Annotated in this window: 27 protein-coding genes; 8 read left to right on the top strand and 19 right to left on the bottom strand. The window is 64.2% G+C overall.

Annotated features, from left to right (window positions below; translation table 11 throughout):
• Positions 1 to 12: 12 nt before the first annotated feature.
• The 3 genes from folP to rlmE all read right to left on the bottom strand — a co-directional run bounded on the left by folP (position 13) and on the right by rlmE (position 3,552).
• On the bottom strand, positions 13 to 912 hold the full coding sequence (gene folP / locus Lysil_RS06645) for a dihydropteroate synthase (protein WP_103074702.1): 900 nt from the start codon (positions 910 to 912) through the stop codon (positions 13 to 15).
• Positions 913 to 982: 70 nt separating this feature from the next.
• Positions 983 to 2,878 carry an ATP-dependent zinc metalloprotease FtsH gene (gene ftsH, locus Lysil_RS06640; RefSeq protein WP_103074701.1) on the bottom strand — a complete coding sequence of 632 codons (1,896 nt, stop codon included), beginning with the start codon at positions 2,876 to 2,878 and terminating at the stop codon, positions 983 to 985.
• Positions 2,879 to 2,916: 38 nt separating this feature from the next.
• Entirely contained in the window at positions 2,917 to 3,552 is a 636-nt protein-coding gene (rlmE, locus tag Lysil_RS06635) for a 23S rRNA (uridine(2552)-2'-O)-methyltransferase RlmE (RefSeq protein ID WP_103074700.1), read from the bottom strand.
• A gap of 69 nt (positions 3,553 to 3,621) precedes the next feature.
• Here rlmE and yhbY point away from each other — a divergent pair, with 69 nt between their 5' ends.
• Positions 3,622 to 3,927: a ribosome assembly RNA-binding protein YhbY gene (yhbY, locus tag Lysil_RS06630; RefSeq protein WP_103074699.1), complete on the top strand. Its 306-nt coding sequence runs from the start codon at positions 3,622 to 3,624 to the stop codon at positions 3,925 to 3,927.
• 22 nt (positions 3,928 to 3,949) lie between these two features.
• Complete coding sequence (locus tag Lysil_RS06625) at positions 3,950 to 4,324, top strand: Mth938-like domain-containing protein (RefSeq protein ID WP_103074698.1); 375 nt, start codon at positions 3,950 to 3,952, stop codon at positions 4,322 to 4,324.
• Positions 4,325 to 4,333: 9 nt separating this feature from the next.
• Here the strand turns inward: Lysil_RS06625 and Lysil_RS06620 are convergent, their stop codons facing one another.
• Genes Lysil_RS06620 through surE form a run of 4 tightly spaced genes read right to left on the bottom strand, consistent with a single transcriptional unit; the run spans position 4,334 to position 7,249 of the window.
• A complete protein-coding gene (locus tag Lysil_RS06620) occupies positions 4,334 to 5,188 on the bottom strand; it encodes a peptidoglycan DD-metalloendopeptidase family protein (protein ID WP_425477151.1) in 855 nt (284 codons plus the stop codon).
• Positions 5,173 to 5,787: a YqaA family protein gene (locus tag Lysil_RS06615; RefSeq protein ID WP_103075035.1), complete on the bottom strand. Its 615-nt coding sequence runs from the start codon at positions 5,785 to 5,787 to the stop codon at positions 5,173 to 5,175. Before Lysil_RS06615 ends, Lysil_RS06620 begins: the two co-directional genes overlap by 16 nt.
• Positions 5,788 to 5,789: 2 nt before the next feature.
• Positions 5,790 to 6,476 (bottom strand): protein-L-isoaspartate(D-aspartate) O-methyltransferase, encoded by a 687-nt coding sequence (locus Lysil_RS06610; RefSeq protein ID WP_165782405.1) that lies wholly within the window; start codon positions 6,474 to 6,476, stop codon positions 5,790 to 5,792.
• The gene (surE, locus tag Lysil_RS06605; RefSeq protein ID WP_103075033.1) at positions 6,473 to 7,249 is read right to left on the bottom strand and encodes a 5'/3'-nucleotidase SurE; all 777 of its coding nucleotides are present in this window, start codon (positions 7,247 to 7,249) and stop codon (positions 6,473 to 6,475) included. Before surE ends, Lysil_RS06610 begins: the two co-directional genes overlap by 4 nt.
• A 47-nt stretch (positions 7,250 to 7,296) precedes the next feature.
• On the opposite strand from surE, the gene Lysil_RS06600 reads away from it, so the two are divergent.
• A complete protein-coding gene (locus Lysil_RS06600; protein ID WP_103074696.1) occupies positions 7,297 to 7,821 on the top strand; it encodes a Smr/MutS family protein in 525 nt (174 codons plus the stop codon).
• Positions 7,822 to 7,825: 4 nt separating this feature from the next.
• On the opposite strand, the gene truD is transcribed toward Lysil_RS06600, so the two are convergent.
• The 8 genes from truD to Lysil_RS06560 all read right to left on the bottom strand — a co-directional run bounded on the left by truD (position 7,826) and on the right by Lysil_RS06560 (position 14,933).
• Positions 7,826 to 8,854, bottom strand: coding sequence for a tRNA pseudouridine(13) synthase TruD (truD, locus tag Lysil_RS06595; RefSeq protein ID WP_103074695.1), 1,029 nt, complete (start codon positions 8,852 to 8,854; stop codon positions 7,826 to 7,828).
• Positions 8,851 to 9,330 carry a 2-C-methyl-D-erythritol 2,4-cyclodiphosphate synthase gene (gene ispF, locus Lysil_RS06590; protein ID WP_103074694.1) on the bottom strand — a complete coding sequence of 160 codons (480 nt, stop codon included), beginning with the start codon at positions 9,328 to 9,330 and terminating at the stop codon, positions 8,851 to 8,853. The genes truD and ispF overlap by 4 nt, the downstream gene beginning before the upstream one ends.
• Positions 9,327 to 10,037, bottom strand: coding sequence for a 2-C-methyl-D-erythritol 4-phosphate cytidylyltransferase (gene ispD / locus Lysil_RS06585; protein WP_103074693.1), 711 nt, complete (start codon positions 10,035 to 10,037; stop codon positions 9,327 to 9,329). The genes ispF and ispD overlap by 4 nt, the downstream gene beginning before the upstream one ends.
• A 2-nt stretch (positions 10,038 to 10,039) precedes the next feature.
• On the bottom strand, positions 10,040 to 10,393 hold the full coding sequence (gene ftsB, locus Lysil_RS06580; RefSeq protein WP_103074692.1) for a cell division protein FtsB: 354 nt from the start codon (positions 10,391 to 10,393) through the stop codon (positions 10,040 to 10,042).
• Between the two features lie 2 nt (positions 10,394 to 10,395).
• On the bottom strand, positions 10,396 to 11,700 hold the full coding sequence (gene eno / locus Lysil_RS06575; protein ID WP_103074691.1) for a phosphopyruvate hydratase: 1,305 nt from the start codon (positions 11,698 to 11,700) through the stop codon (positions 10,396 to 10,398).
• Positions 11,701 to 11,748: 48 nt separating this feature from the next.
• Positions 11,749 to 12,585, bottom strand: a complete 837-nt coding sequence (gene kdsA, locus Lysil_RS06570) for a 3-deoxy-8-phosphooctulonate synthase (protein ID WP_103074690.1) — start codon at positions 12,583 to 12,585, stop codon at positions 11,749 to 11,751.
• Positions 12,582 to 14,258 (bottom strand): CTP synthase, encoded by a 1,677-nt coding sequence (gene pyrG / locus Lysil_RS06565; RefSeq protein WP_103074689.1) that lies wholly within the window; start codon positions 14,256 to 14,258, stop codon positions 12,582 to 12,584. The genes kdsA and pyrG overlap by 4 nt, the downstream gene beginning before the upstream one ends.
• Before the next feature lie 141 nt (positions 14,259 to 14,399).
• Positions 14,400 to 14,933, bottom strand: a complete 534-nt coding sequence (locus Lysil_RS06560; protein WP_103074688.1) for a hypothetical protein — start codon at positions 14,931 to 14,933, stop codon at positions 14,400 to 14,402.
• 186 nt (positions 14,934 to 15,119) lie between these two features.
• Here Lysil_RS06560 and Lysil_RS06555 point away from each other — a divergent pair, with 186 nt between their 5' ends.
• On the top strand, positions 15,120 to 15,374 hold the full coding sequence (locus tag Lysil_RS06555; protein ID WP_103074687.1) for an NF038104 family lipoprotein: 255 nt from the start codon (positions 15,120 to 15,122) through the stop codon (positions 15,372 to 15,374).
• Positions 15,375 to 15,450: 76 nt separating this feature from the next.
• On the opposite strand, the gene Lysil_RS06550 is transcribed toward Lysil_RS06555, so the two are convergent.
• Complete coding sequence (locus tag Lysil_RS06550; protein WP_103074686.1) at positions 15,451 to 15,711, bottom strand: hypothetical protein; 261 nt, start codon at positions 15,709 to 15,711, stop codon at positions 15,451 to 15,453.
• A 94-nt stretch (positions 15,712 to 15,805) separates the two neighbouring features.
• On the opposite strand from Lysil_RS06550, the gene parE reads away from it, so the two are divergent.
• The 3 genes from parE (at position 15,806) to Lysil_RS06535 (ending at position 20,394) form a co-directional block, all read left to right on the top strand.
• Entirely contained in the window at positions 15,806 to 17,695 is a 1,890-nt protein-coding gene (gene parE / locus Lysil_RS06545) for a DNA topoisomerase IV subunit B (protein ID WP_103074685.1), read from the top strand.
• A complete protein-coding gene (locus Lysil_RS06540; protein WP_205756872.1) occupies positions 17,695 to 18,366 on the top strand; it encodes a class I SAM-dependent methyltransferase in 672 nt (223 codons plus the stop codon). Before parE ends, Lysil_RS06540 begins: the two co-directional genes overlap by 1 nt.
• 216 nt (positions 18,367 to 18,582) lie before the next feature.
• On the top strand, positions 18,583 to 20,394 hold the full coding sequence (locus Lysil_RS06535; protein WP_165782404.1) for an alpha/beta hydrolase family protein: 1,812 nt from the start codon (positions 18,583 to 18,585) through the stop codon (positions 20,392 to 20,394).
• A 2-nt stretch (positions 20,395 to 20,396) separates the two neighbouring features.
• On the opposite strand, the gene hutG is transcribed toward Lysil_RS06535, so the two are convergent.
• From hutG to Lysil_RS06520, 3 genes are read right to left on the bottom strand one after another with little or no spacing between them, the layout of a single operon-like run.
• Positions 20,397 to 21,179, bottom strand: a complete 783-nt coding sequence (gene hutG, locus Lysil_RS06530; RefSeq protein WP_103075032.1) for an N-formylglutamate deformylase — start codon at positions 21,177 to 21,179, stop codon at positions 20,397 to 20,399.
• Between the two features lie 17 nt (positions 21,180 to 21,196).
• The gene (locus Lysil_RS06525; protein ID WP_103075031.1) at positions 21,197 to 22,456 is read right to left on the bottom strand and encodes an NAD(P)/FAD-dependent oxidoreductase; all 1,260 of its coding nucleotides are present in this window, start codon (positions 22,454 to 22,456) and stop codon (positions 21,197 to 21,199) included.
• 23 nt (positions 22,457 to 22,479) lie between these two features.
• Positions 22,480 to 22,965, bottom strand: coding sequence for an FKBP-type peptidyl-prolyl cis-trans isomerase (locus tag Lysil_RS06520; protein WP_103074683.1), 486 nt, complete (start codon positions 22,963 to 22,965; stop codon positions 22,480 to 22,482).
• A 110-nt stretch (positions 22,966 to 23,075) separates the two neighbouring features.
• On the opposite strand from Lysil_RS06520, the gene Lysil_RS06515 reads away from it, so the two are divergent.
• Positions 23,076 to 23,624 (top strand): C40 family peptidase, encoded by a 549-nt coding sequence (locus Lysil_RS06515; protein ID WP_103074682.1) that lies wholly within the window; start codon positions 23,076 to 23,078, stop codon positions 23,622 to 23,624.
• Positions 23,625 to 23,628: the final 4 nt, after the last annotated feature.

Below are 23,628 nucleotides of genomic sequence, written 5' to 3'. Positions count from 1 at the left end.
AAACCGGTTCGATCAGGCGTCGTCGGGCCATTGGATGGCAGGAGGCGCTGCGGCCACGCGCGGCATGGGCACCACAGCCACCGCTTCCCAGACCTTGAGCGCGTCGACGGTGGCGGCGACGTCGTGTGCGCGGATGATGCGGGCGCCACGCTGGGCAGCGATCACATGCGCGGCCACCGACCCATGCACGCGATCAGCCGGTGCTTGGCGCCCGGTCAGCTTGCCGATGGTGTGCTTGCGCGACATTCCGGCCAGCACCGGCACGCCAAGATCGGTGAGCCGTTGCAACTGCGCCAGCAATTGCAGGTTGTGATCGAGCGTCTTGCCGAAACCGAAACCGGGATCGACGACGATCCGCTTGCGCTCGACGCGCGCCATCTCGCAGGCGAAGATGCGTTCGGCGAGGAAACGATGGACCTCGGCGACCACGTCGTCGTAGCGCGGGTCATCCTGCATCGAACGCGGTTCGCCCAGCATGTGCATCAGCACCACTGGCACGCCAAGTTCCGCTGCGGCATCGAGCGCACCCTCGCGTCGCAATGCATATACGTCATTGATCATGCCGGCGCCGGCAGCGACCGCTGCGCGCATCACTTCCGGTTTCGACGTGTCGATGCTGATCGGCAACGTCGTCTGTTTCGCCAAGGCTTCGATCACGGGGATCACGCGCCGCAGTTCTTCGTCCAGCGGGACATCGGCAGCGCCGGGGCGCGTCGATTCGCCACCGACATCAAGGATGTCCGCGCCCTCCTCCGCCAGCTTCAAGCCATGCGCGATCGCCGCATCGGCAGCGAAATGATCGCCACCGTCGGAAAACGAATCCGGGGTGACATTGACGATGCCCATCACCCGCACGCGGTCGAGCTTGAGGATGCGTCCGGCGCAATCGAGTATCGGCGTGGTGTCGAACATGGCAGACGAATCAACAAAAAGGCCAGACGCGAGTCTGGCCTTTTGATCCATCACTGGCAATGCGCGGGGATCAGGTCTGTTCCGCGGGCCCGCCGATCGCAGGTGCTGGCTTGGTGGAATCGCCACCCTTGCCGCCGTCGATGCGGCTGCCCTTGTCGACCCAACCGGCCGGCGGATTCGGCGTGCGCCCTTCCATGATCGCCTTGACCTGCTCGGCGTCGATGGTTTCCCATTCCAGCAGCGCGGCGACCATCGCTTCGACGATCTCGCGCTTGTCTTCGAGGATATTGCGGGCAACGTCGTATTGCACGTCGAGGATGCGACGGATCTCGGCATCGACCTTCTGCTGCGTCGCTTCGGAAATCGTCTTGTTGTGGACGCCGAAGCCGGCATCGTCATCGGCGTAGACCATGGTGCCGAGTTCGTCGGACATGCCGTACTTCGTCACCATGCCGCGCGCCAGCTTGGTCGCGCGTTCGAAATCGTTCGAGGCGCCGGTCGACATATCGCCACTGAAAAGTTCCTCGGCGATGCGGCCGCCGAACAGGATCGAGATTTCCCCGAGCATCTTCTCGCGGTAATTGCTCAACTGGTCGTGTTCCGGCAACTGCCAGGTCACGCCCAGCGCCCAACCGCGCGGCATGATCGTCACCTTGTGCACCGGATCGGCCTTCGGCAGCGTCATCGCCACGACCGCGTGGCCAGACTCGTGATACGCCGTGTTGCGACGCTCGTCCTCGCGCATCACCATGCTGCGGCGCTCGGGACCCATGTAGATCTTGTCCTTGGCGTCCTCGAAATCCTGCATCTCCACCTGCTGCTTGTTGCGGCGGGCGGCGAACAGCGCGGCTTCGTTGACCAGGTTGGCAAGATCGGCGCCTGAGAAGCCGGGCGTGCCACGCGCCAGCACGTCGGGACGGACGTCATCGCCCAGCGGCACCTTGCGCATGTGCACGCGCAGGATCTGCTCGCGACCCTTGATGTCGGGCAGTCCGACCATCACCTGGCGATCGAAACGGCCCGGGCGCAGCAACGCCTTGTCGAGCACGTCGGGACGATTGGTCGCGGCGATCACGATCACCCCTTCGCCACCCTCGAAGCCATCCATCTCGACCAGCATCTGGTTGAGCGTCTGTTCGCGCTCGTCGTGGCCACCGCCCATGCCGGAACCACGATGGCGGCCGACGGCGTCGATTTCATCGATGAAGATGATGCACGGCGCGTTCTTCTTCGCCTGCTCGAACATGTCGCGCACGCGGCTGGCGCCAACGCCGACGAACATCTCGACGAAATCGGAGCCGGAGATGCTGAAGAACGGCACCCGGGCTTCGCCGGCGATGGCCTTGGCCAGCAGCGTCTTGCCGGTGCCCGGTGGGCCGACCATCAGCACGCCGCGCGGGATCTTGCCGCCGAGCTTCTGGAACCGGGAGGGATCGCGCAGGAAATCGACCAGTTCCGACACTTCTTCCTTGGCCTCGTCGCAGCCGGCGACATCGGCGAAGGTGACCTTGGTCTGGTCTTCGTTGAGCAGGCGCGCGCGCGACTTGCCGAACGACATCGCGCCTTTCCCGCCTTGCTGCATCTGTTTCATCATGTAGATCCAGATGCCGATGAACAGCGCCATCGGCAGCACGTTCACCAGCAGCGCGATCAGCAGGTTGCGGCCACTCGACGGCGCTTCCTGCTTGATCTCGACCTTGTGGTTGAGCAGGTCGTTGATCAGATCCTTGTCTTCCGGCTTCTGGGTGGTGAACTTGGCGGCGTCCTTGCCCTCGGCGTTGATGGTGGTGCCGTCATCGCTGATCTCGACCTTGGCGATCTTGTCGGACTGCACCTGCTGCACGAACTGGTCGTAGGTGAGCGCGCGCGGACTGCCACCGAGCTTCGGACTGAAGCCCTGGAAGACCACCATGACCACGATCAGCACGGCGGCCCACAGCAAAAGGTTTTTGACCAGGTTGTTCATTCGGTTCTCCGCGCGGTCACCCGCGCCATTGCGACACTCTATACCTTGGCCCGGGCGCGTCTTCCTTGCGCCAGGGCATACACTTCATTGGAACGTCGGCGCGAGGCCGCGGGCTTGCGGATCGACACCTTGTCGTAGCGCTTGCGCAACTCGCGTACGTAGTCGTCGAACCCCACGCCCTGGAACAGCTTGATCAGGAAATCGCCGCCGGCCCGCAGGTGGAGGTCGGCGAACTCCATCGCCAATTCCGCCAGATGCATCGCCCGCGCCAGATCCACCGCATCCACACCACTCATATTGGGGGCCATGTCGGAGAGCACAAGGTCGACCTCGGCTCCGTTCAACATCGTCACCAACTGCGATAGGACACTGTCTTCCCTGAAATCGCCATGAAGGAACTCGACGCCGGCCAGCCCGGGCATCTCCAGGATGTCGCTGGCGATCACCCGGCCGCTGTCGCCCAGCGCCTGCCGCGCCCACTGCGACCAGCCGCCCGGGGCCGCGCCGAGATCGACCACCACCATGCCGGGACGCAGCAGGCGGTCGCGTTCGACCAGCTCCTCCAGCTTGAACGCCGCGCGCGAGCGCAAGCCCTCGGCCTGCGCGCGTTTGACGTAGGGGTCGGAGAAATGTTCCTTCAGCCAGCGTTGGCTGCTTTTACTGCGCGTGGCCATGGTGATGGGCAACTGGCCGATCCAGCCGGCATGATACCTTGTCGATCCCGCAATCCCCTTCGCATCTGCATGTCCACCGCCCTCACCCCGACCCAGATCCGCTTCCTGCGCGGCGTGGCCCATGACCTCAAACCCTTGCTGCAACTGGGCGGAAAGGGCCTGACCCCGGCCTTCCTGGCCGAATTGGATGCCGGGCTGGAACAGCACGAACTGGTGAAGGTGAAGGTCGGTGGTGACGATCGCGACGCGCGCGACGCGGTGATCGACGAACTGGTCGCCGGCACCCGCAGCGCCCTGGTGCAGCGGATCGGCCATGTCGCGGTGTTGTACCGAGCGGCACAGGAGAAGCGGCGGATCGTGCTGCCGCGGGCTTGACGACAGCGGGAATTGATCCGCCATGGAATTGATCCAGGAACGTCCCGATTTCGATTACGTGCTGCGCGGCGCCGATGGCCAGCGCGTGCTGGTCAACGACCAGACACTGACCGCCAGCTGCATCGTCTCGCCGCAACGTCTCGTCACTGCGTGGCCGGTATCCGCGCTGGCGATGCTGACGGAAGACACCTTGGCCCCACTGTTCGACCTGAAGCCGGACGTGATCCTGCTGGGCACCGGTGAGCGGCAATCGTTCCCGCCTGCCAGCGTGATGGCTGCGGTACTGGGCCGTGGCATCGGTCTTGAACCGATGACCAACGCCGCCTGCGCGCGTACTTACAACGTGCTGGCCGGCGAAGGCCGCAAGGTGGTTGCGGCGTTCGTGTTGCCCGGTTGATCCAGGGCGTTATTTCTTCGGCAGGTACAACTGCGGATCGACCGGCTTGCCGTCGAAACGGATCTCGAAATGCAGCATGTCGCGCGGCGCGGCGGTACGGCCCATCTCGGCGATCTGCTGCCCCGCACTCACCTTCTGGCCCTCGCTGACCATGCGCTTGCGATTGTGGCCGTATGCCGACAGCCAGCCACCGCTGTGCTTGATGATGATGAGTTCGCCGTAACCCACCAGTCCGGCGCCGGAATACACCACCGCGCCATCGGCGGCGGCGCGCACCGGCTGCCCGGCGCTGCCGGTGATGTCGAGGCCTTGTCGCGTCGGTTCGCCCGCCAGATAGGTACTGATCACCTGGCCATCGGTGGGCCAGCGCCATGACAGGTTGCCCGCGGTCGGATGCGTGGCTGCAGGTGGTGGTGTCGGATTCGTTGTCGACGATGATGGTGTCGGCGTGGCTGGTTTCGGCGTTGGTGCGGCTGCGACGGCACTCGGCGGCGGTGGCGGCGCACGACCGTTGCGCGGATACAGGCGCACGCGCTGGCCGGGATGGATGATGTAGGGCGGCGGAACGTCATTCCACAGCGCCAGATCCAGCGGCGTGATGCCGTTGGTGGTGGCGATGTGATAGATCGTGTCGCCCTTCTGCACTTCGTAGGTCGCGCCGTATTTCGGCGTCGACACTCTCTCGGTCGTCGTCACCGGCGTCTGTGTCGCTGGCGGCATCGGCGCAGCGGTGGTGCGCGAGGACGTCGAAGGTGCCCGATTCGACGGATATTCCACCACGCGCGCGGTGGTGCACGCGGCCAGCAAGGCCGGCACGACCAGAATCAGGGGAAGCCGCGTCTTGGTCATCATGCGCCTCGCGATTTGAAGTAGAGATAGCCGACCAGCACTGCGATCAGCACCGTCGCGATCCAGCCGACTGGTTCGATCCAGCGATGCAGCGCGCGTTCGGCGCGTTCGCCGCCAATGCGGATGGCGAGTGCGAGCAGGAACACGCGCTTGCCGCGGCCGACCGTCATCGCCAACAGGTATTGCAGCCACGGCACGCCGACGATGCCGGACGCCCAGGTGAAGACCTTCATCGGAATCGGCATGAAACCGCCGAGCACCAGGAACCAGAACACGCCCCACGGCGATTCGACCATCTTGGCGCGAATGGTGGCGATGCCGGCGTCGATCTTGTCGACCATGTGCAATTCGGCGAGCAGCGGTTTCACCAGCTCCCACGCATGTTCGCCCAGCCAGTAGCCGATCACCGCACCGACCAATGATCCGGCAAGGCTGATGCCGGCGTAGCGGAACGCACGCTTCGGCTGCGCCAACGCCATCGGCGCCAGCATGATCTCCGGCATGATCGGGAAGAACACCGCCTCGGCGATGCTGAGCGCGAACAGCAACCACGGCGCATGCGGGCTCGCGGCCCAGCGGATCGCGCGCTCGTAGAGCGGGGCAAACAATTTCAACTTCATCCGTCAACAACTCCGGCGAGCAGCGGCACGAACACGACCGGCTCCAGCATGTCCTGTTGCAGCTGACCATCGTCTTCACGACGCACGCGCAACAATGTCTGCGTGGTGCCCGCGCCCACCGGGGCCACCAGTGTTCCGCCGATCGCAAGTTGATCGAGCAATGCCGGTTCCAGCGCCGCCGCACCCGCAGTCACCACGATGGCATCGAATGGCGCGTGTTCCGCCCATCCCGCGCGACCGTCATCGTGCTTGCTGCGTACGTTGTAGCCAAGTCCGCGCAACACCTTGCGTGCACCACGCAGCAATGCACCGATGCGTTCCACCGTGTGCACCTGCAATCCCAGCGACGCCAGGATCGCGGCCTGGTAGCCGGAACCGGTGCCGACTTCCAATACCTTCTGCGGTAGCCGCGGCGCATCGAGCACCAATTCGGTCATTCGCGCCACCACCCACGGCTGCGAGATGGTCTGGCCATGGCCGATCGGGAACGCGCTGTCCTCGTAGGCGCGTTGCGCCAGCGCTTCGTCCATGAAGACGTGGCGCGGCACGTTGCGGATCGCCGCGAGCACGCGTTCGTCGCGGATGCCCTGCTCGCGCAGGCGCTCGATCAGGCGATCGCGCACGCGCTGCGAGGTCATGCCGATGCCGGTGGTGCCGGGGTCGAGGCGCAGGCGCGCGATCATGCCGCGGGGCGCCCCAGTCCGGTCACCCACTGCGCCACCTGTTCCAGCGCGCTGTAGCGGGTGAGGTCGACGTGGATCGGCGTGATCGACACCGCGCCACGGTGCAGTGCATCGAAGTCGGTGCCGGGGCCGGCATCCTGCTCGCTGCCGGCGGGACCGATCCAGTAGAAATCGCGGCCGCGCGGATCGTGCGCGGGAATGCAGCTCTCGGCGCGATGACGATTGCCGAGGCGCGTCGCTTCGAAGCCGCGCAATTCGTCCCATGGCACATCGGGCACGTTGACGTTGAGGATGGTGTCGGCCGGCAAGGGATGATGCGCAAGGCGCGCGACGATCTCCACCGCCGCACGCGCGGATGTCTCGAAATGCCGCGGCGCATGGTCGCGCGCGACGCAGGACACCGCAACCGCAGGCAGGCCAAGGAAACGCCCCTCCATCGCCGCCGACACCGTGCCGGAATAGATGACGTCATCGCCGAGGTTGGCCGAATTGTTGATGCCGGAGACGACGATGTCGGGCTCGCGCCGGCCGGCGAACATGCCGGTCAAGGCGAGATGAACGCAATCGGTGGGCGTGCCATACACGCGCCAGGTGCGTTCATCCTGTTGCACGACGCGGATCGGCATATCGAGCGTCAGCGAATTGCTGGCGCCGCTGCGATCGCGGTCGGGGGCGACCACCATCACTTCGTGCCCGGCTTCACGCAACGCCGCAGCCAGGGCGGCAATGCCCGGCGCGTCCACACCATCATCGTTGCTGACCAGGATCCGCATGTGTCGTCCGTCGTAAAGCATCATGATAACGAATGTAAGCTGGTGGCATGAGCGAACCCGAGGACGATTCCGAACTGTTCCGGTCCGCGATCGGCCCGGTGCGGCCGCTCGCCACGCAACCGGAAGCGCCGCGCAAGCCGGCGCCACGGCCGCGGGCGCGCATGCGCGAAGCCGATGAACGCGCGGCCTGGTCGGAATTCCGCCATGCCATGCACGATCCGCTGCTCGATCCCGGCGACGTCTCCAGCCATCGCCGCGACGAAGTGCCACCGCGCGTACTGGCGCGGCTGCGCAAGGGCGAATATGCCGCACGCGACGAGCTCGACCTGCACGGACTCACTGTCGCCGTTGCGGAATCGCTGCTGCGCGAATTCCTGCGCGAAGCCATCGCCGCGGGAACCGGTTGCGTGCGCATCATCCACGGCAAGGGCCGCAACTCCGGAGGCTTGCCGGTGATCAAGAACCTGGTCGATCGCATGTTGCGCCAGCGTGCCGACGTGCTCGCCTTCCATTCCGCACCGCCGGCGCAGGGCGGCACCGGCGCGGTATTGGTGTTGTTGAAGCACCGCTGACGTCTCAACGCATCGCGTCGGTCACGTCGCCCAGTTCCGTCAGTATCGAGGTGGCATAGCTGCCCGACGGCAGTTCGAACACGAGTTCCAGCGCATCATCCTGCAGCCACCGCCACTGCAGCCCTGTTGCACGCAGGCGCAAGGCACGACGCTCCTGCTTCATCCCGGCGCGTTCCAGTCCATCGCGCAATGCCGGCACGTCATCGCCGGAGATGGCATCGGTTTCGAGCGCGAGCACCGTCTCCGTGGTGCGCAACGCACCGCGCCCCCACAGAGGTCCGGTGGGATCGATATCGAACGCGGCGATGCGTTCGCGGGTGCGATCGTCCAGCGCCTCCGGCCCGAACACACTGTGGCTGCCGGACAGCATGAAGACATCGCCATCCAGCGCGCGATTCCAGCTCCCATCGTTCACGCGTCGCGCCAGCACGCGGTTGAACAATTCCGAACGCACCGCCGACAGCAGCAGCGAACGCTCCTCGCGTTTCACCCGCCGACCCGCGAACATCGCCAGCGCCTGCGCCACGTTGTCGCCATGGCGACCGAAGCGCTGTTCGCCGAAATAGTTGGGAACGCCACGGTCGGCGATGGCCTGCAATCGTGTCTCGATGTGTTCGCGCTCGCCGATCACTTCGCGCAGCACCAGCTGGAAACGATTGCCCGCCAGCGCGCCACGCGGGAGCTTGCGTGAATGACGATGCGACTCGACGATCCGCAGCGCGTCGCTGTCCAGTGCTGATGGGTCGGGCGCCTCGCGTCCCGGCAGCCACACGCTCAGGCGTTGCCGCGTCACCGCGTGGCGATCCTTCAATCCGGCGTGGCCGATCGCCGATTCCGCAACGCCGGCCCACGCCGCGACACGACGCACAGCCTCGGCGGTGGTGAGGCCGCGTTTCTCGATGGTCAGCAGCAGGTGTTCGCCCTCTCCGCTGGCGACGAAGGCATCGATCTCGTCGACGCGGAAATCATCCGGCGTGGTGCGGGTGCGCGCCGACAGCACGGCCTCGCCGTGCGCACGCGGCAGCACGGTCATTCCCGCACCAGCAGGCACACCGCTTCGGCGGCGATGCCTTCCTCGCGGCCAGTGAAGCCCAATTTTTCCGTGGTGGTGGCCTTGACGCTGATGGCGTCGACCGCGACACCGCAGGCGATCGCGATGGTTTCGCGCATCGCCTGTGCATGCGGCCCGACTTTCGGTCGTTCGCACAACACGGTGATGTCGGCATTGCCGAGCATCCAGCCATGCTCGCGGACCAGCGCATGGCAATGACGCAGGAAGTCGATGCTGTTCGCGTCCTTCCAGCGCATGTCCGATGGCGGGAAATGCTGGCCAATGTCCCCCAGCGCCAGCGCACCGAGCAGCGCGTCGCACAGCGCATGCAGCACCACGTCGCCGTCACTATGCGCAACCACACCGCGCACATGCGGGACACGCACGCCACCCAGCATGACGTGATCGCCATCGCCGAAAGCATGGACATCGAAGCCGTGGCCGATGCGCAGGTTCATGCGCGTCGCCCCAGCAGGAATTCGAAGTGGACGAGATCGGCGGGCGTGGTGATCTTGAGGTTGTCCTCGCGCCCTTCCACCAGCAGCGGATGCGCGCCCTGCAATTCCATCGCCATCGCCTCGTCGGTGATCGCCTCGCCCTTCGAACGCACACTGCGCAACGCCGACGACAACGCCCCGCGCGCGAACATCTGCGGGGTAAACGCGCGCCACAACTGCTCGCGCGCTTCGGTCGCCGCGATCGAACGTTTTTCACCCGCACGCTTCAAGGTGTCGCGCACCGGCGCGCCAAGGATGCCGCCCTGTTGCGGATTCGCGCGTACTGCCGCGATCAGTGCATCGAGATCGGACAGCGCCAGGTTCGGACGCGCGGCATCGTGGACCAGCACCAGATCGGCGTCGCCCACATCCGCCGGCAAGCGTTCAAGCCCGGACAACACCGACGCCGCGCGGCTGTCGCCACCGATCGCAGTGAGGACGGGTTTGTCAAAAGCAGGCTTGCCATGCGCGTCGGCCTCGTCCGGCCAGTGCGGATCGCCCGCGGCCAGCACCACCACCACGCCGGCGATCAGCGGATGACCAAGCAACGCGTCCAGCGTATGCCGCAGGATGGTGCGCCCGGCGACTTGCAGATACTGCTTCGGCACCACGCCACCGAACCGCTGCCCGGTGCCTGCGGCGGGGACCACGCACCAATGACGTTCCATGTTCATTGCTTGTCCTGGGGCTTCGACGGTTCCTGCGGCTTGGGGCGCGCGGCATTGGGATCGTTCACCACGCGATAGAAGGTTTCGCCGGGCTTGACCATGCCGAGTTCGTTGCGCGCACGTTCTTCCACGGCCGCACCGCCGGATGCCGGATCCTTGAGATCATGCACTTCCGCGGCCAGCGCATCATTGCGCTGCTGGCGCGTGGCGTTGTCGGAGACCTGCGCTTCCACACGATGCTGCAACACCACCACGTCGCGATGGCCACCGCGACCGAACCACCAGCGGTACTGCAGCCACGCCAATAGGCCCAGCAGCAGCACGATGGCGATGAATACGGCGCGGCGGTCGTTCATCCTCAACGCTTGAGGGACACGAAGGCGTTGCGGCCGGCGTATTTCGCGGCACTGCCGAGTTGCTGTTCGATGCGCAGCAACTGGTTGTACTTGGCGACGCGATCGGAGCGGCATAGCGAACCGGTCTTGATCTGCGTCGCGGTGGTGGCCACGGCGATGTCGGCGATGGTGGTGTCCTCGGTTTCGCCGGAGCGGTGCGAAACGATCGCGGCGTACTTCGCATGATCGGCCATGGCGATGGCTTCCAGCGTTTCCGACAGCGTACCGATCTGGTTGACCTTGATCAGGATCGCGTTGGCGACGTGCTGTTCGATGCCTTGCTTGAAGATGCGCGGATTGGTGACGAACAGATCGTCGCCGACCAGTTGCACCTTGTTGCCGAGGCGATCGGTCAGCAACTTCCAGCCGGCCCAGTCGTCCTCGGCCATGCCATCCTCGATGGTGATGATCGGATATTCCGCGCACCAACCCGCCAGGAAATCGGTGAACTGTTCCGAGGTCAGGCGCTTGCCCTCGCCGGTCAGGTTGTACTTGCCGTTCTCGTGGAACTCGCTGCTGGCGACATCGAGGCCGAGCACGATGTCGTCGCCGGCGCTGTAACCGGCCTTGCCGATCGCTTCGAGAATGACGTCGAGCGCTTCGACATTGCTGCGCAGGTCGGGCGCGAAACCGCCTTCGTCGCCGACCGCCGTGGACAGGCCCTTGCCCTTCAGCACCGACTTCAACGCATGGAAGATTTCGGTGCCGGCGCGCAACGCTTCCGAGAAGCTGTCCATGCCCACCGGCAGGATCATGAATTCCTGCAGGTCGACGTTGTTGTCGGCGTGGGCACCGCCGTTGATGATGTTCATCATCGGCACTGGCAAGGTCGGCTGCCAGCCGGCGGGATGTTCGCTGATGTCGGCGAGATAACGCCACAGCGGCAACTTCTTCGATGCCGCCACCGCATGGGCGTTCGCCAACGACACGCCGAGCAACGCGTTCGCGCCGAGGCGACCCTTGTTCTCGGTGCCGTCGAGATCGATCAGGCGCTGGTCCACGGCGTGTTGGTCGCCAGCGTCCATGCCCGTCAGTGCATCGGCGATCGCACCATTGACGTTGTCGACCGCCTTGCGCACGCCCTTGCCGAGGTAGCGCGTCTTGTCGCCGTCGCGCAGTTCCACGGCTTCCTTGCTGCCAGTCGAAGCACCCGACGGCACCGCCGCGCGACCGAAGCTGCCATCGGACAGGGTGACGTCGGTTTCGAGGGTGGGATTGCCGCGACTGTCGAGGATTTCGCGGGCGTGGATGGAAGCGATCGTGGTCATGTGACTCTTCAAATCAAGGGGAATGGGATTCGTGTGCGCCGTGTGTCATCACGCGACATCAGCTTCCAGGAACCCGTTGCGCTTGGTGATCGCATCGAGTTCCTTCAGCGTTTCCAGCAACGCGCGCATCTTGCCCAGCGGCCACGCATTCGGGCCGTCGGAGAGCGCCTTGCTCGGATCTGGGTGCGTCTCCATGAAGATGCCGGCCACGCCCACCGATACCGCCGCGCGCGCCAGCACCGGCACGAATTCGCGCTGGCCGCCGGAACTGCTGCCCTGCCCGCCCGGCAACTGCACCGAATGCGTCGCGTCGAACACCACCGGACAACCGGTATCGCGCATGACGCTGAGCGAACGCATGTCGGAGACGAGATTGTTGTAGCCGAACGACGCACCGCGCTCGCACACCATGATCTGCGAATTGCCGGTCGATTTCGCCTTCTCCACCACCGGTTTCATGTCCCATGGCGACAGGAACTGGCCCTTCTTGATGTTGACCGGCTTGCCGGCTGCGCACACCTTGGTGATGAAATCGGTCTGGCGCACCAGGAAGGCCGGTGTCTGCAGCACGTCGACGACAGCGGCCACTTCGTCCATCGGCGTGTATTCGTGGACGTCGGTCAGCAGCGGCACATCGAGCTGGCGCTTCACCTCCGCCAGCACCTTCAGACCCTCTTCCATGCCCGGGCCGCGGAAGCTGTTGAGCGAGGTGCGATTGGCCTTGTCGAAGCTCGACTTGAAGATGAAGGGAATGCCGAGCGCGCTGGTGATCTCCTTCAGCGTGCCCGCAGTGTCGATCTGCAATTGCATCGACTCGACCACGCACGGCCCGGCAATCAGGAACAGCGGACGATCCAGCCCGACTTCGAATCCGCACAACTTCATGCCGCTTCCTCCAGCAACTTGCCACCATGTTTGTATTCGCGCGCCGCGCGGATGAAGCCGACGAACAGTGGATGGCCGCTGCGTGGCGTCGACAGGAATTCCGGATGTGCCTGACAGGCCACGAACCACGGATGGTTCGGCCACTCGATCATCTCCACCAACGTGTCGTCGGCGGACTTGGCGGAAAACACCAGCCCGACATCTTCCAGCGGCACGCGATAGTGGTTGTTGAATTCGTAGCGATGGCGATGACGCTCGCCGACCACGTCCTTGCCGTACAGCGCGTGCGCGCGCGTGCCCGGCTTGACCCGTTGATCCTGCAGGCCGAGGCGCATGGTGCCGCCAAGATCGCTGTCCTCGCTGCGGCGTTCGACATCGCCAGTCGACGTGCGCCACTCGGTGATCAGGCCGATCACCGGATGCGGCGTCGCCCTGTCGTTTTCGGTGCTGTTGGCGCCCGCGAATCCGGCGAGATTGCGCGCAGCATCGACCACCGCCGCCTGCATGCCGTAGCAGATGCCGAAATAGGGAACGTCATGTTCGCGCGCGAACTTCGCCGTCAGCACCTTGCCTTCGAAACCGCGATCGCCGAAACCGCCCGGCACCAGGATGCCGTCGAGATCGGCCAGCGCTTTTTCCGCACCCTCGCGTTCGACGTCTTCCGATTCCAGCCACTTCAGGGTGACGCGGGTGCGCTGGCGGATGCCGCCGTGCTTGAGCGCCTCGCCCACCGACTTGTACGCATCCTTGTGATCGACGTACTTGCCGACGATGCCAATCGTGACCTCGTCGATCGGATGCTCGCTGGCATCGACCACCGCGTTCCACGCCGAGAGATCGGCCGGCTTCGCCTTCGATTCCAGCCGCAGCTGTTCCACCACGATCTGGTCGAGATCCTGGCGATGCAGCCACATCGGGATCTTGTGGATGTTGTCGAGATCGATCGCCGAGATCACCGCGCGCTCCGGCACGTTGGTGAACAACGCGATCTTGCGGCGCTCGCCTTCCGGCAACGGTCGCTCGCTGCGACAGATCAGCACGTCGGGCTGGATGCCGATCGTGCGCAGATCCTTCACCGAATGCTGCGTCGGCTTGGTCTTGAGCTCGCCCGCGGCGGCGATGTACGGCACCAGCGTGAGATGGATGAACATCGCGTTGTGGGCGCCGCGCTCGATGCGGATCTGGCGGATCGCTTCGAGGAAGGGCAATGATTCGATGTCGCCGACGGTGCCGCCGATCTCCACCAGCGCCACGTCGTGGCCGATGGTGGCCTCGTCGATGCGCGCCTTGATCTCGTCGGTGATGTGCGGGATCACCTGCACGGTGCCGCCGAGGTAATCGCCGCGGCGTTCGTTGCGGATCACGCTGTCGTAGATCTTGCCGGTGGTGATCGAGTTCTTGCCCGACAGCCGCATGTTGACGAAGCGTTCGTAATGGCCGAGGTCGAGATCGGTTTCGGCGCCATCGTCGGTGACGTAGACCTCGCCATGCTGGAACGGCGACATCGTGCCCGGATCCACATTGATGTAGGGATCGAGCTTCATCATGGTGACGCTGAGGCCGCGCGCTTCGAGGATGGCGGCGAGCGAGGCGGCGGCAATGCCCTTGCCGAGCGAGGAAACCACGCCTCCGGTGACAAAAATCAGTGGCGTGGGGGCAGCGGGGGCTGTCATGACGGCGTCGTCTCGCTGGAAAGCCACATTCTACCGGCAAGCCCGCCCCGGCGCGAACCCCGCCCGTCATCGAGCCGACAAAACGAAGCCCCGCTTGGGCGGGGCTTCGCAGCATCAGCCAACCACTGCGCCGTGGCGGGCTTATTGCGCCTTGCGGTGCGAGCGGTGATGCGTCTTCACCTTGGCTGCACCCGAACCTTCGACACCGACCTTGGCCGACCCATTGCCGGCATCGGCATCGACCTTGGCGCCGCCCGCGAGCGAGGCATCTGTCGACTGCCCGGCGTTGGTGGCGCCTTCGCCGGTCGCGCCGGCGTTCATCGCACCATTCACCGAATTGTTGCCGGCCTGCGCTGCGCCATTGACGGCCCCGGATGCCGCAGCGCCCGTCTGGCTCGCGGCCTGACCGGCAGTATTGGCGGCACCATGCGCCACGTGGCTGGCACCCTTCACCACGCCGCCGACGGCTTGTCCGGTCGCTTGGCCAACACCGCCCACGACGTTGCCAATTCCATTCGCGGAAGCACCACCTTGTGCCCCGACACCGACGCCCACCGGACCAGCCTGCACGGCGCCACGCGCCACGCCACCGACGTTGACCTGGGCGAATGCCGCCGGGGCCATCAGCATGGCGCCCGCGACCATCATCGTGTTCCGAATCTTGTGCTTGTTCATTTTGTCTACCTCGGTTCTTCTTCGGGAGGGGAGAAAGAAGTTGGAGCACTGCCAATCGCAGCACCCGCACAGTGCGATGGCGCGCGCAACCTCGACTGAATCGGGAACTTGTCTGTTCATCCTGCGTCGACATGCTGTTCAGGTGCGTGGCAGGTTGGCGCGCCGAGCTCACGTATCATCAAGACCATGAAGAACATCCAACGTGCGGCAGGGATTCTTGCGATCGTGACAATGGCGATGGCCCTGCAGGGCTGCCTCACCTCGGTGGTGACGGCTCCGGTCAAGGTCGTTTACGGCGTCGGCAAACTTGCGGTCAAGGGCACGGCAGCCGCCGTGCGCGCGGTCGTTCCCGATGGCGACAAGAAGCAAGAGCAGCAACCGGCGGCGCAACAACAGCAGCCGGAACAGAAATCACCGGAAGACCAGCAGTCCAAGCCCTGACACGATCTGCTCGACGAGAGCACCAAATAAAAACGCCCCGCAATGCGGGGCGTCGTGTAGTCAGGTGACCGGGCGTTCAGAGCGGATGGGTTTCCTCTTCCAGCTCCTTGCCCTTCTTCGCTTCGCGCGCGGCGGCGCGGGCGTTGGCGGTGTCCTTCCTGGCCGCGTGTTCGTGATCGTCCTTCTTCGCCTTGGCGTCGTCTTTCGACGCGGCAGCCTTGTCCGCCTGCTTCGTGGACGCATCGGTCTTCTGGCTCGCCTGCTGTGCCATCAGCGGCGCGGCAAACAGGGCGCCACCGGCAACCAGCGCGAGTACGGCAATCGAACGCAGTTTCATCGCAACCTCCTTCCACGGGGAGATTCCCGGATCGCCGCCATCTTGCACCGCGAAAACTGAATGCTCGCTGCCCGTACACTATCCGCATATGAGTATGAATACCCGTTACAACGCCGCCGACATCGAAGTCCTGTCCGGACTGGATCCGGTCAAGCGCCGCCCCGGCATGTACACCGACACCACCCGCCCCAACCATCTGGCGCAGGAGGTGATCGACAACGCCGTCGACGAGGCGCTGGCCGGCCACGCCAGCCGCATCGACGTGATCCTGCACGCCGACGGCAGCTGCGAAGTCGCCGATGATGGTCGCGGCATGCCGGTCGACATCCATCCCGAGGAAAAAATCCCCGGCATCGAACTGATCCTCACCCGGCTGCACGCGGGCGGCAAGTTCAACAATCGCAACTACACCTTCAGCGGCGGCCTGCACGGCGTCGGCGTCAGCGTGGTGAACGCGCTGTCCACCAGGGTCGACGTCTTCATCAAGCGCGAAGGCAACGAATACCACATGGGTTTCGCGCACGGCGATCGCACTTCGACGCTGGAGATCGTCGGCAGCGTCGGCAAAAAGAACACCGGCACGCGCCTGCACTTCTGGCCCGACCCGAAATATTTCGATACACCGAAGTTCAGCGTGCGCGCCTTGCGCCACCTGCTGCGCGCCAAGGCCGTGCTGTGCCCGGGACTCGCCGTCACCCTGTTCGATGAAGCCAGTGGCGAGAGGAACGAGTGGCTGTACGAAGACGGCCTGCGCGATTACCTGAAGGGTGAACTCGCCGGCACCGAATCGCTGCCTCCCGATCTCTTCGTCGGCCAGATGAAGAAAGACACCGAGATCGCCGACTGGGCGGTGGCGTGGTTGCCGGAAGGCGAACTGGTGCAGGAAAGCTACGTCAACCTGATCCCGACCGCGCAACACGGCACCCACGTCAATGGCCTGCGTTCGGGCTTCACCGCGGCATTGCGCGAATTCTGCGACTTCCGCAACCTGCTCCCGCGCGGCGTCAAGCTGGCGCCGGAAGACGTATGGGATCGCGTCGCCTTCGTGCTGTCGCTGAAGATGCAGGAACCGCAGTTCTCCGGCCAGACCAAGGAACGCCTGAGCTCGCGCCAGGCCGCTGCCTTCGTCGAATCGGCCAGCCATGACGCGTTCTCGCTATGGTTGAACGCGCATGTCGAATTCGGCGAGAAGATCGCGCAACTGGCGATCGAGCGTGCATCGGCACGCCTCAAGACCGAAAAGCAGATCGTCCGCAAGAAAGTGACGCAAGGGCCGGCCCTGCCCGGCAAGCTCGCCGATTGCATCAGCCAGGATCTCTCGCGCACCGAACTGTTCCTGGTCGAGGGCGACTCCGCCGGCGGCAGTGCCAAGCAGGCGCGCGACAAGGACTTCCAGGCGATCCTGCCCTTGCGCGGCAAAATCCTCAACACCTGGGAAGTCGGTTCCGGACAGGTGCTGGCATCGACCGAAGTGCACGATCTCGCCGTCGCCATCGGTTGCGATCCCGGCAAGGGCGACATCTCCGGCCTGCGCTACGGCAAGGTCGTCATCCTCGCCGACGCCGACTCCGACGGATTGCATATCGCCACCCTGCTCACTGCATTGTTCCTGCGCCATTTCCCGGCGCTGGTCGATGCCGGACACGTGTTCGTGGCGATGCCGCCGCTGTTCCGCGTCGATGTCGGCAAGCAGGTGTTCTACGCGCTGGATGAAGAGGAAAAGCGCCTGTTGGTGGAACGCATCGAACGCGAGAAGATGAAGGGCGCGCTCGCCATCACCCGCTTCAAGGGACTGGGCGAAATGAATCCGCTGCAGTTGCGCGAATCCACCATCCATCCCGACACCCGCCGCCTGGTGCAACTCACCAACGACGACGGCGCCGAAACCAACGCGTTGATGGACATGCTGCTCGCCAAGAAACGCGCCAGCGATCGCAAGGCCTGGCTGGAACAGAAGGGCGACCTCGCCACGCTGGAAGTGTGATGACGACGACACGCCATCTCGATCTCGGCTGCGGCAAGTTCCCGCGCAATCCATATGATTGCAACGAATTGCATGGCATCGACATGCGTGCGCTCGACCCGGGCGACACCGGCTTCAGCTATCGCCGCGCCAATGTGGTGGTGGAAGCGATCCCCTACCCGGACGATTTTTTCGATTCGATCTCGGCGTTCGACTTCATCGAGCACATCCCGCGCGTGCTTGCCGGCGGTGCCGAAGGAACACGCCTGCCCTTCATCGAACTGATGAACGAGATCTGGCGCGTGCTCGTCGATGGCGGCCGCTTCTACGCGATTACGCCGGCGTGGCCGCATCCGGAAGCCTTCGTCGATCCCACCCATGTCAACTTCATCACCGAAGACACGCTGACATATTTCACCGGCGACTCGCCGCTGGGCGGCATCTACGGCTTCCACGGTCATTTCAAACTGATCCGCCAGGACTGGGTGCATCCCGACGAAGCTCGCAACGCCGACGCCGACAGCATGGACAATCCCATCCGCCCGGCGAAGCACTACGAGACGGGCAGCAAGCGCCTGGCGCAACGTTTCCGCCGCTGGTCGCGACGCATGCGCGGCAAACCGGAAGAACGCGACCCGCCGCAACGCCACTGGCTGCGCTGGGAACTGCGGGCGGTGAAGGCGCCCGGCTGAGGCCAGTCCCGCCGGCCACGTTCACATCAGGCGTTTGTTGCAGTAATCTCGCCCGACCAATCAATGGAAGGGGAATCCATGAAGACGTCCGCTGCCGCGCTCCTGGCGCTGCTGATGCCGTTCGCCGTATCCGCGCAACAACCGACCGCACGCGACTTCGCGCGCTGGAGCGAAGTCAATGAAGTCGCACTGTCGCCCGATGGCAAATACATCGCGATGGCGGTGCCAGCCGACAACAATCGTGAAACCCAGTTGCAGATCGTTCCACTGGACGGTGTCGGCAAAATCCAGACGCTCCGCTTCGGAAAAATGGAGCATGTGTCCAATCTCATCTGGACCGCGAACGACGTGGTGACGCTCGCACGCGCCACCAACGTGCCGCTCGAACCACGCCCCTACAGCCGCGGCCAGCTGTTTTCAACCGATACGACCGGCAAGAAACAGCAAACCTTGTTCGGCTATTTCGCGGATCATGATTTCCAGAGCGGGCGCCGCAGAGACGAAGGGTTCGCGCAAGTGCTCAGGGTGCTCTATGACGAGCCAGGGAAGGCGCTGATCGAATTCGAATGCTGGGACTGCGGGGAGAAACCAGACTCGGTGCTCTACAAGGTCGATACCCTGACCGGAAACCGCGAGCAGATCGAAAGCATCAAGGATGCATCCATATTGTGGGTCGACACCCATGGACAGGCGCGCGCCTTTCTTCGCAAAAACGACCAGGACGAGCCATTGCTCTTCTATCGCCCTACTACGCAATCGGCATGGATGCCGATGCCGAAATCCCTTGGCGGCTGGAAGATCAGCATGTTGTTCTTCGACACCGACGACAACACCGCCTATGCCGCCATCAGCGACAATGGCGAAGCGGACTCGTTTTACAAGCTTGACTTCAAGGCTGGCACACGCACGCTCGTCTCGAGCAAGCCCGGATTCGATGTTGGTACCGTGCTGCGCGCGGGGCGAAATGGTCCGCCATTCGCGCTGATTTCCGACTATTCCAAGCCCTCGGTGATGTATCTGGATCCGAAATCGGAATACGCCCTGCTGCATGCAGGCCTGATGAAGGCATTCCCCGGCTACCTGGTCTACTTCCACTCGTTTACCCGCGACAACCGCAAGGTGCTGTTCTCCACCGGATCCGACCATGATTCCGGCGCGTGGTACCTGTTCGACCGTGATAACAACAAGATGCAACGCGTCGCCGAATCGCGCCCGTGGCTGAAACCAGAACAGATGGCAACCGTCATCCCGATCGAGTTCAAGGCCCGCGACGGCGAGCCAATCCATGGCTTCCTGACCACCAACCACAATGGCCCTGGCCCGATGGTGGTGTTACCTCACGGTGGCCCGCATGGGGCTGCCGACACTTGGGGGTTTGATCCGGAAGTGCAGTTCCTGGCCAGCCGTGGTTATTCGGTCCTGCAAGTGAACTACCGCGGCTCGGATGATCGCGGCGAGAACTTCAAGCGCCTCGGCTACCGCGAATGGGGCGGCAAGATGCAGGACGATATCGCCGATGGCGTGAAGTGGGTGATCGACCACAAAGGTGCCGATCCCGGCCGCATCTGCGCCTACGGCGCCAGTTACGGCGGCTATGCGGCGATGATGCAGATGATCCGCTATCCCGAGCTGTACAAATGCGCGATCGGTTACGTCGGTGTCTATGACCTCGAGATCATGCGCAAGAAGGATATGCTGGTCGAAAGCAAATCCGGAGAGCGTTATCTCGAACGCGTGCTCGGCAGCGACTTTGCAAAACTGAAGGAATGGTCGCCGGCCCAGAACACCGCGAAGATCAAGGTGCCGGTTTTCCTTGCAGCGGGCTCCATCGACGAAAGGGTTCCGATGAACCAGTTCAACGCACTCAAGCGCGCGCTGGAAGGAAACGGCGCCAAAGTCGAAACCATGGTCGCCGACGGCGAAGGCCACGGCTTCTACAGCGTCGACAACCGCACGCAGCTGTTCGAACACATGGAAGCATTCCTGAAGAAATACATTGGTGAAGGTGCTGTCAAAAACACCAACTGACTTCAACCCAGCGCAGTTTCCAACAACGCCTGCAACACCCGTTGCAGGCGTTGTGCTTTGTGGTCGTCCCATTCCACGCGCTGCTCATCCATGTAGGTGCGTTGCGCCAATTCCAGTTGCACCGCATCGATGCCATTTCCGGGATCGGCGTAATGGCGGGTGATGTAGCCACCCTTGAAGCGGCCGTTGACGATGTGCGAATACCCGGCCTGTGCTTCCAGCACGTTTTCGAGACGCTGCTGCAATTCGCCACGACAACTTGCACCGCCCGATGTGCCGAGATTGAAATCGGGCAACGATCCCTCGAACAGGAACGGCACTTCGCCGCGAATGGAATGTCCTTCCCACAGCACGACACGCCCATGCTGTTCGCGCAAGCGTTTCAACTCATCCTGCAACGCCTGGTGATAGGGGCGCCAATACGTCTTCACGCGCTGCGCAATCTCCACGCCATCGGGCGCGCCGTCTTCGACATACACTGGCGTGCCGCTGAACTGCACCATCGGACACAAGCCGGTGGTGTTCTGGCCGGGATACAGCGATACGTCATCCGGCGGACGATTGAGGTCGATCACGTAGCGCGAAAAGCGCGGCACGAGGACCGATGCGCCGAGGTCCTTCGCGAATGCGTACAGGCGCGACACCCACCAATCGGTATCGGGTACCTTGCGCGCTTCCGGCGTGAGTCGTGCCGTGATGTCATCGGGAACGGCGGTGCCATCATGCGGCAGGCTGACCAGCAAGGGCGCCGTGCCGCGATGGAGCGTGAATATCGATCCATCCATCGTCATGTCCTTTGCGATCAGGCGAATCGTGCCGGCGCGTAGGCGGCTGGATCGAGATGCGTCGCTCGTCCGCAGACGAGGTCCGCGATCAATTCACCCGTACCCGCGCTCATCCCCACGCCCATCATGCCGTGACCCGTCGCCAGCCACAGGCCGGGACGTCCCAGCACCGCGCCGATCAACGGCACGTCATCGACGCACATCGGTCGCCAGCCGCACCAGCGTTCCTGGACTTCCGGGCCGACCGGATCGTGCAGGTATTCGCGCGCGCCGCGCTCCAGCGCAGCGAGCCGGCGCGGATTGAGGCTGTCGTCGTAGCCGGAGAATTCCATCGTGCTGCCAAGACGATAACCATCGCCCCAGGCCGTCACGCACACCGAGCGTTCGCGCAGGATCAGCGGGCGCTGCGGCGTGTGCGCCGGTTTCGCATAGGTGATCGAATAGCCCTTGCCGGGCTGGATCAGGCCGCGCAACCAGCCGATGCCGAGCGTGCGCGCCAACAACGGCGACCACGAACCCGCCGCGATCACGACATTGCGCGCATTGAAGCGCATGCCGCCTGCTTCGACCTCCCAACCGAGGCCACTCTGCTGCAGTCCCGACAACGCGCAGGATTCGTGGATCAGGCCGCCCAAGGCGCGGACATTGCGTGCCAGTTCGTCGACATAGCGATCGGGGCGCAGCATCGCATCGCCGGCGAAACGGATCGCGCCGACGACCCCCGGCTTCAACGCCGGCTCCATCGCCGCGTAAGTTCGACCGTCGATCGCCTCGACGTGGATGCCGAGTTCGCGCAGCAGCGGGAATTCCTGCTGGTCGTGCTCGAACAACTTCTGGGTGCGGAACACGTAGTCCTCGCCGGATTCCCGGAAGTCGCAATCAAACGCGAGCTCATCCACCCAGGCATGGATGCGCTGCAGCGAATGTTCGAGGATGGCGTGCTTGGCGCGCGCGCTGCGTTCCCAGTCTCGCCCGTTGCAACGCAACGCGAAACGGGCGAGCCAACGCCACAACGCCGGATCGAAACCGGGATGCACGTACAACGGCGCGTCCGGCGTCAACATCCATTTCAGCGCTTTCAACACCGTGCCCGGTGCCGCCAATGGTGGCGCGTGGCTGGGCGTGAGCGTGCCGCAATTGCCGTGCGAAGCGCCACTGCCGAGCGTGCGCGCTTCGATCAGGCGCACCGTGCGGCCGGCGCGCAGCAATGCCAGCGCCGACGCCAGCCCAGCCACCCCGCCACCGACGATCAGGACATCGGTGGCGCGGGGTTCAATGGTGGTGCCCACTTCGCGCTCGGTCAGTGATGGTGGTGCCCACCATCGCCATGCACGTGGCCGTGTTCCAGCTCCTCCGGGGTGGCATCGCGCACATCGACGATCTCGATGTCGAAATGCAGGTCCTTGCCAGCCATCGGATGGTTGAGATCGACGTCGACCGTGGTCAGGCCGACCTTCTCGATCGTGACTGCGCGCGGGCCGAAGTTGGTGTTCAACACCACCTGCATGCCCGGCTCCAGCTTCGTCTCGCCGAAATGCTTCTTGGGGATGCGCTGGCTCAGGCCTTCGCGGCGTTCGCCATAGGCCTCGGCGGCCGGCACGTCGACTTCGAAGGTGTCGCCGGCCTCGCGACCGTCCATCGCCTTCTCCAGACCCGGGATGATGTTGCCGTGGCCAGCGAGGATGGCCAGCGGTTCACCACGTTCCTTTGAGCTTTCCTCGGCCGGCTCACCGATCGGGCCAACTGAATAATGAAAGCTCACGGCCTTGTCTTTCTCAATTTTCATGAATTTCTTCTTCCAAGGTATTGATATTTGGTTCCGGATGCGGGCAGACTTCAGCCACCGATCACGCCCACCGGCCTTGTGCCGCAGGTCATTATCCGGGGAGGCTCGTCATGTCGCCAGTGTGCACTGCACCGTTCCGTGCCGGAATCGCGGCGATCTTCATCTTGCTGGCCTGCGGCTGGCCGACGCTGGCCACGGCCGGAAACCCGGACAATGCGGCCACCCCGCCTGCCCCGACCGCTATCGGCCGCTGGACCATCGCGCCGCTGCACGGCACCGACGCCGCCAATGCCGTGCTGATGCGAGCCATCAGCCTGGTCGGCACGCCTTATGTCTGGGGTGGCACCAATCCGGACGGCGGCTTCGACTGCAGCGGCCTGGTGAACTATGTCTTTCGCGACATGCTGGACATGCGCCTGCCGCGCACTTCCCGCGAGCTGGCCGATGTCGAGGGGCCGCGGATCGAGCTGGATGCCCTGCGTACCGGCGACCTGATCTTCTTCGGTTCCTCCGGGCAAATCAGCCACGTCGGCATTTACGTGGGCGAAGGTCGCTTCATCCACGCGCCCCGGACCGGCACCGTGGTGCGGCTGGAAAAGATCGACACACCCTATTGGCTGGCCCGCTATTCAGGTGCCCGGCGGGTGATCGACCCGTGAAGAT

This window comes from Solilutibacter silvestris, from assembly GCF_002895945.1.
Lineage (GTDB): Bacteria > Pseudomonadota > Gammaproteobacteria > Xanthomonadales > Xanthomonadaceae > Solilutibacter > Solilutibacter silvestris.
The sequence above is the reverse complement of the archived record's forward strand: the minus strand, read 5'-3'. Positions and strand labels throughout refer to the sequence as shown.

Coding starts and splice junctions, on each gene's coding strand:
- Lysil_RS06550 (WP_103074686.1), bottom strand. CDS start 15,711: ATGAAACTGCGTTCGATTGCCGTACTCGCGCTGGTTGCCGGTGGCGCC.
- Lysil_RS06535 (WP_165782404.1), top strand. CDS start 18,583: ATGGCGGTGCCAGCCGACAACAATCGTGAAACCCAGTTGCAGATCGTT.
- kdsA (WP_103074690.1), bottom strand. CDS start 12,585: ATGAAGTTGTGCGGATTCGAAGTCGGGCTGGATCGTCCGCTGTTCCTG.
- ispF (WP_103074694.1), bottom strand. CDS start 9,330: ATGAACCTGCGCATCGGCCACGGCTTCGATGTCCATGCTTTCGGCGAT.
- Lysil_RS06515 (WP_103074682.1), top strand. CDS start 23,076: ATGTCGCCAGTGTGCACTGCACCGTTCCGTGCCGGAATCGCGGCGATC.
- Lysil_RS06625 (WP_103074698.1), top strand. CDS start 3,950: ATGGAATTGATCCAGGAACGTCCCGATTTCGATTACGTGCTGCGCGGC.
- ispD (WP_103074693.1), bottom strand. CDS start 10,037: ATGGAACGTCATTGGTGCGTGGTCCCCGCCGCAGGCACCGGGCAGCGG.
- folP (WP_103074702.1), bottom strand. CDS start 912: ATGTTCGACACCACGCCGATACTCGATTGCGCCGGACGCATCCTCAAG.
- parE (WP_103074685.1), top strand. CDS start 15,806: ATGAATACCCGTTACAACGCCGCCGACATCGAAGTCCTGTCCGGACTG.
- truD (WP_103074695.1), bottom strand. CDS start 8,854: ATGACCGTGCTGCCGCGTGCGCACGGCGAGGCCGTGCTGTCGGCGCGC.
- eno (WP_103074691.1), bottom strand. CDS start 11,700: ATGACCACGATCGCTTCCATCCACGCCCGCGAAATCCTCGACAGTCGC.
- yhbY (WP_103074699.1), top strand. CDS start 3,622: ATGTCCACCGCCCTCACCCCGACCCAGATCCGCTTCCTGCGCGGCGTG.
- rlmE (WP_103074700.1), bottom strand. CDS start 3,552: ATGGCCACGCGCAGTAAAAGCAGCCAACGCTGGCTGAAGGAACATTTC.
- surE (WP_103075033.1), bottom strand. CDS start 7,249: ATGCGGATCCTGGTCAGCAACGATGATGGTGTGGACGCGCCGGGCATT.
- pyrG (WP_103074689.1), bottom strand. CDS start 14,258: ATGACAGCCCCCGCTGCCCCCACGCCACTGATTTTTGTCACCGGAGGC.
- Lysil_RS06560 (WP_103074688.1), bottom strand. CDS start 14,933: ATGAACAAGCACAAGATTCGGAACACGATGATGGTCGCGGGCGCCATG.
- ftsH (WP_103074701.1), bottom strand. CDS start 2,878: ATGAACAACCTGGTCAAAAACCTTTTGCTGTGGGCCGCCGTGCTGATC.
- ftsB (WP_103074692.1), bottom strand. CDS start 10,393: ATGAACGACCGCCGCGCCGTATTCATCGCCATCGTGCTGCTGCTGGGC.
- Lysil_RS06520 (WP_103074683.1), bottom strand. CDS start 22,965: ATGAAAATTGAGAAAGACAAGGCCGTGAGCTTTCATTATTCAGTTGGC.
- Lysil_RS06555 (WP_103074687.1), top strand. CDS start 15,120: ATGAAGAACATCCAACGTGCGGCAGGGATTCTTGCGATCGTGACAATG.
- hutG (WP_103075032.1), bottom strand. CDS start 21,179: ATGGATGGATCGATATTCACGCTCCATCGCGGCACGGCGCCCTTGCTG.
- Lysil_RS06540 (WP_205756872.1), top strand. CDS start 17,695: ATGACGACGACACGCCATCTCGATCTCGGCTGCGGCAAGTTCCCGCGC.
- Lysil_RS06610 (WP_165782405.1), bottom strand. CDS start 6,476: ATGATCGCGCGCCTGCGCCTCGACCCCGGCACCACCGGCATCGGCATG.
- Lysil_RS06600 (WP_103074696.1), top strand. CDS start 7,297: ATGAGCGAACCCGAGGACGATTCCGAACTGTTCCGGTCCGCGATCGGC.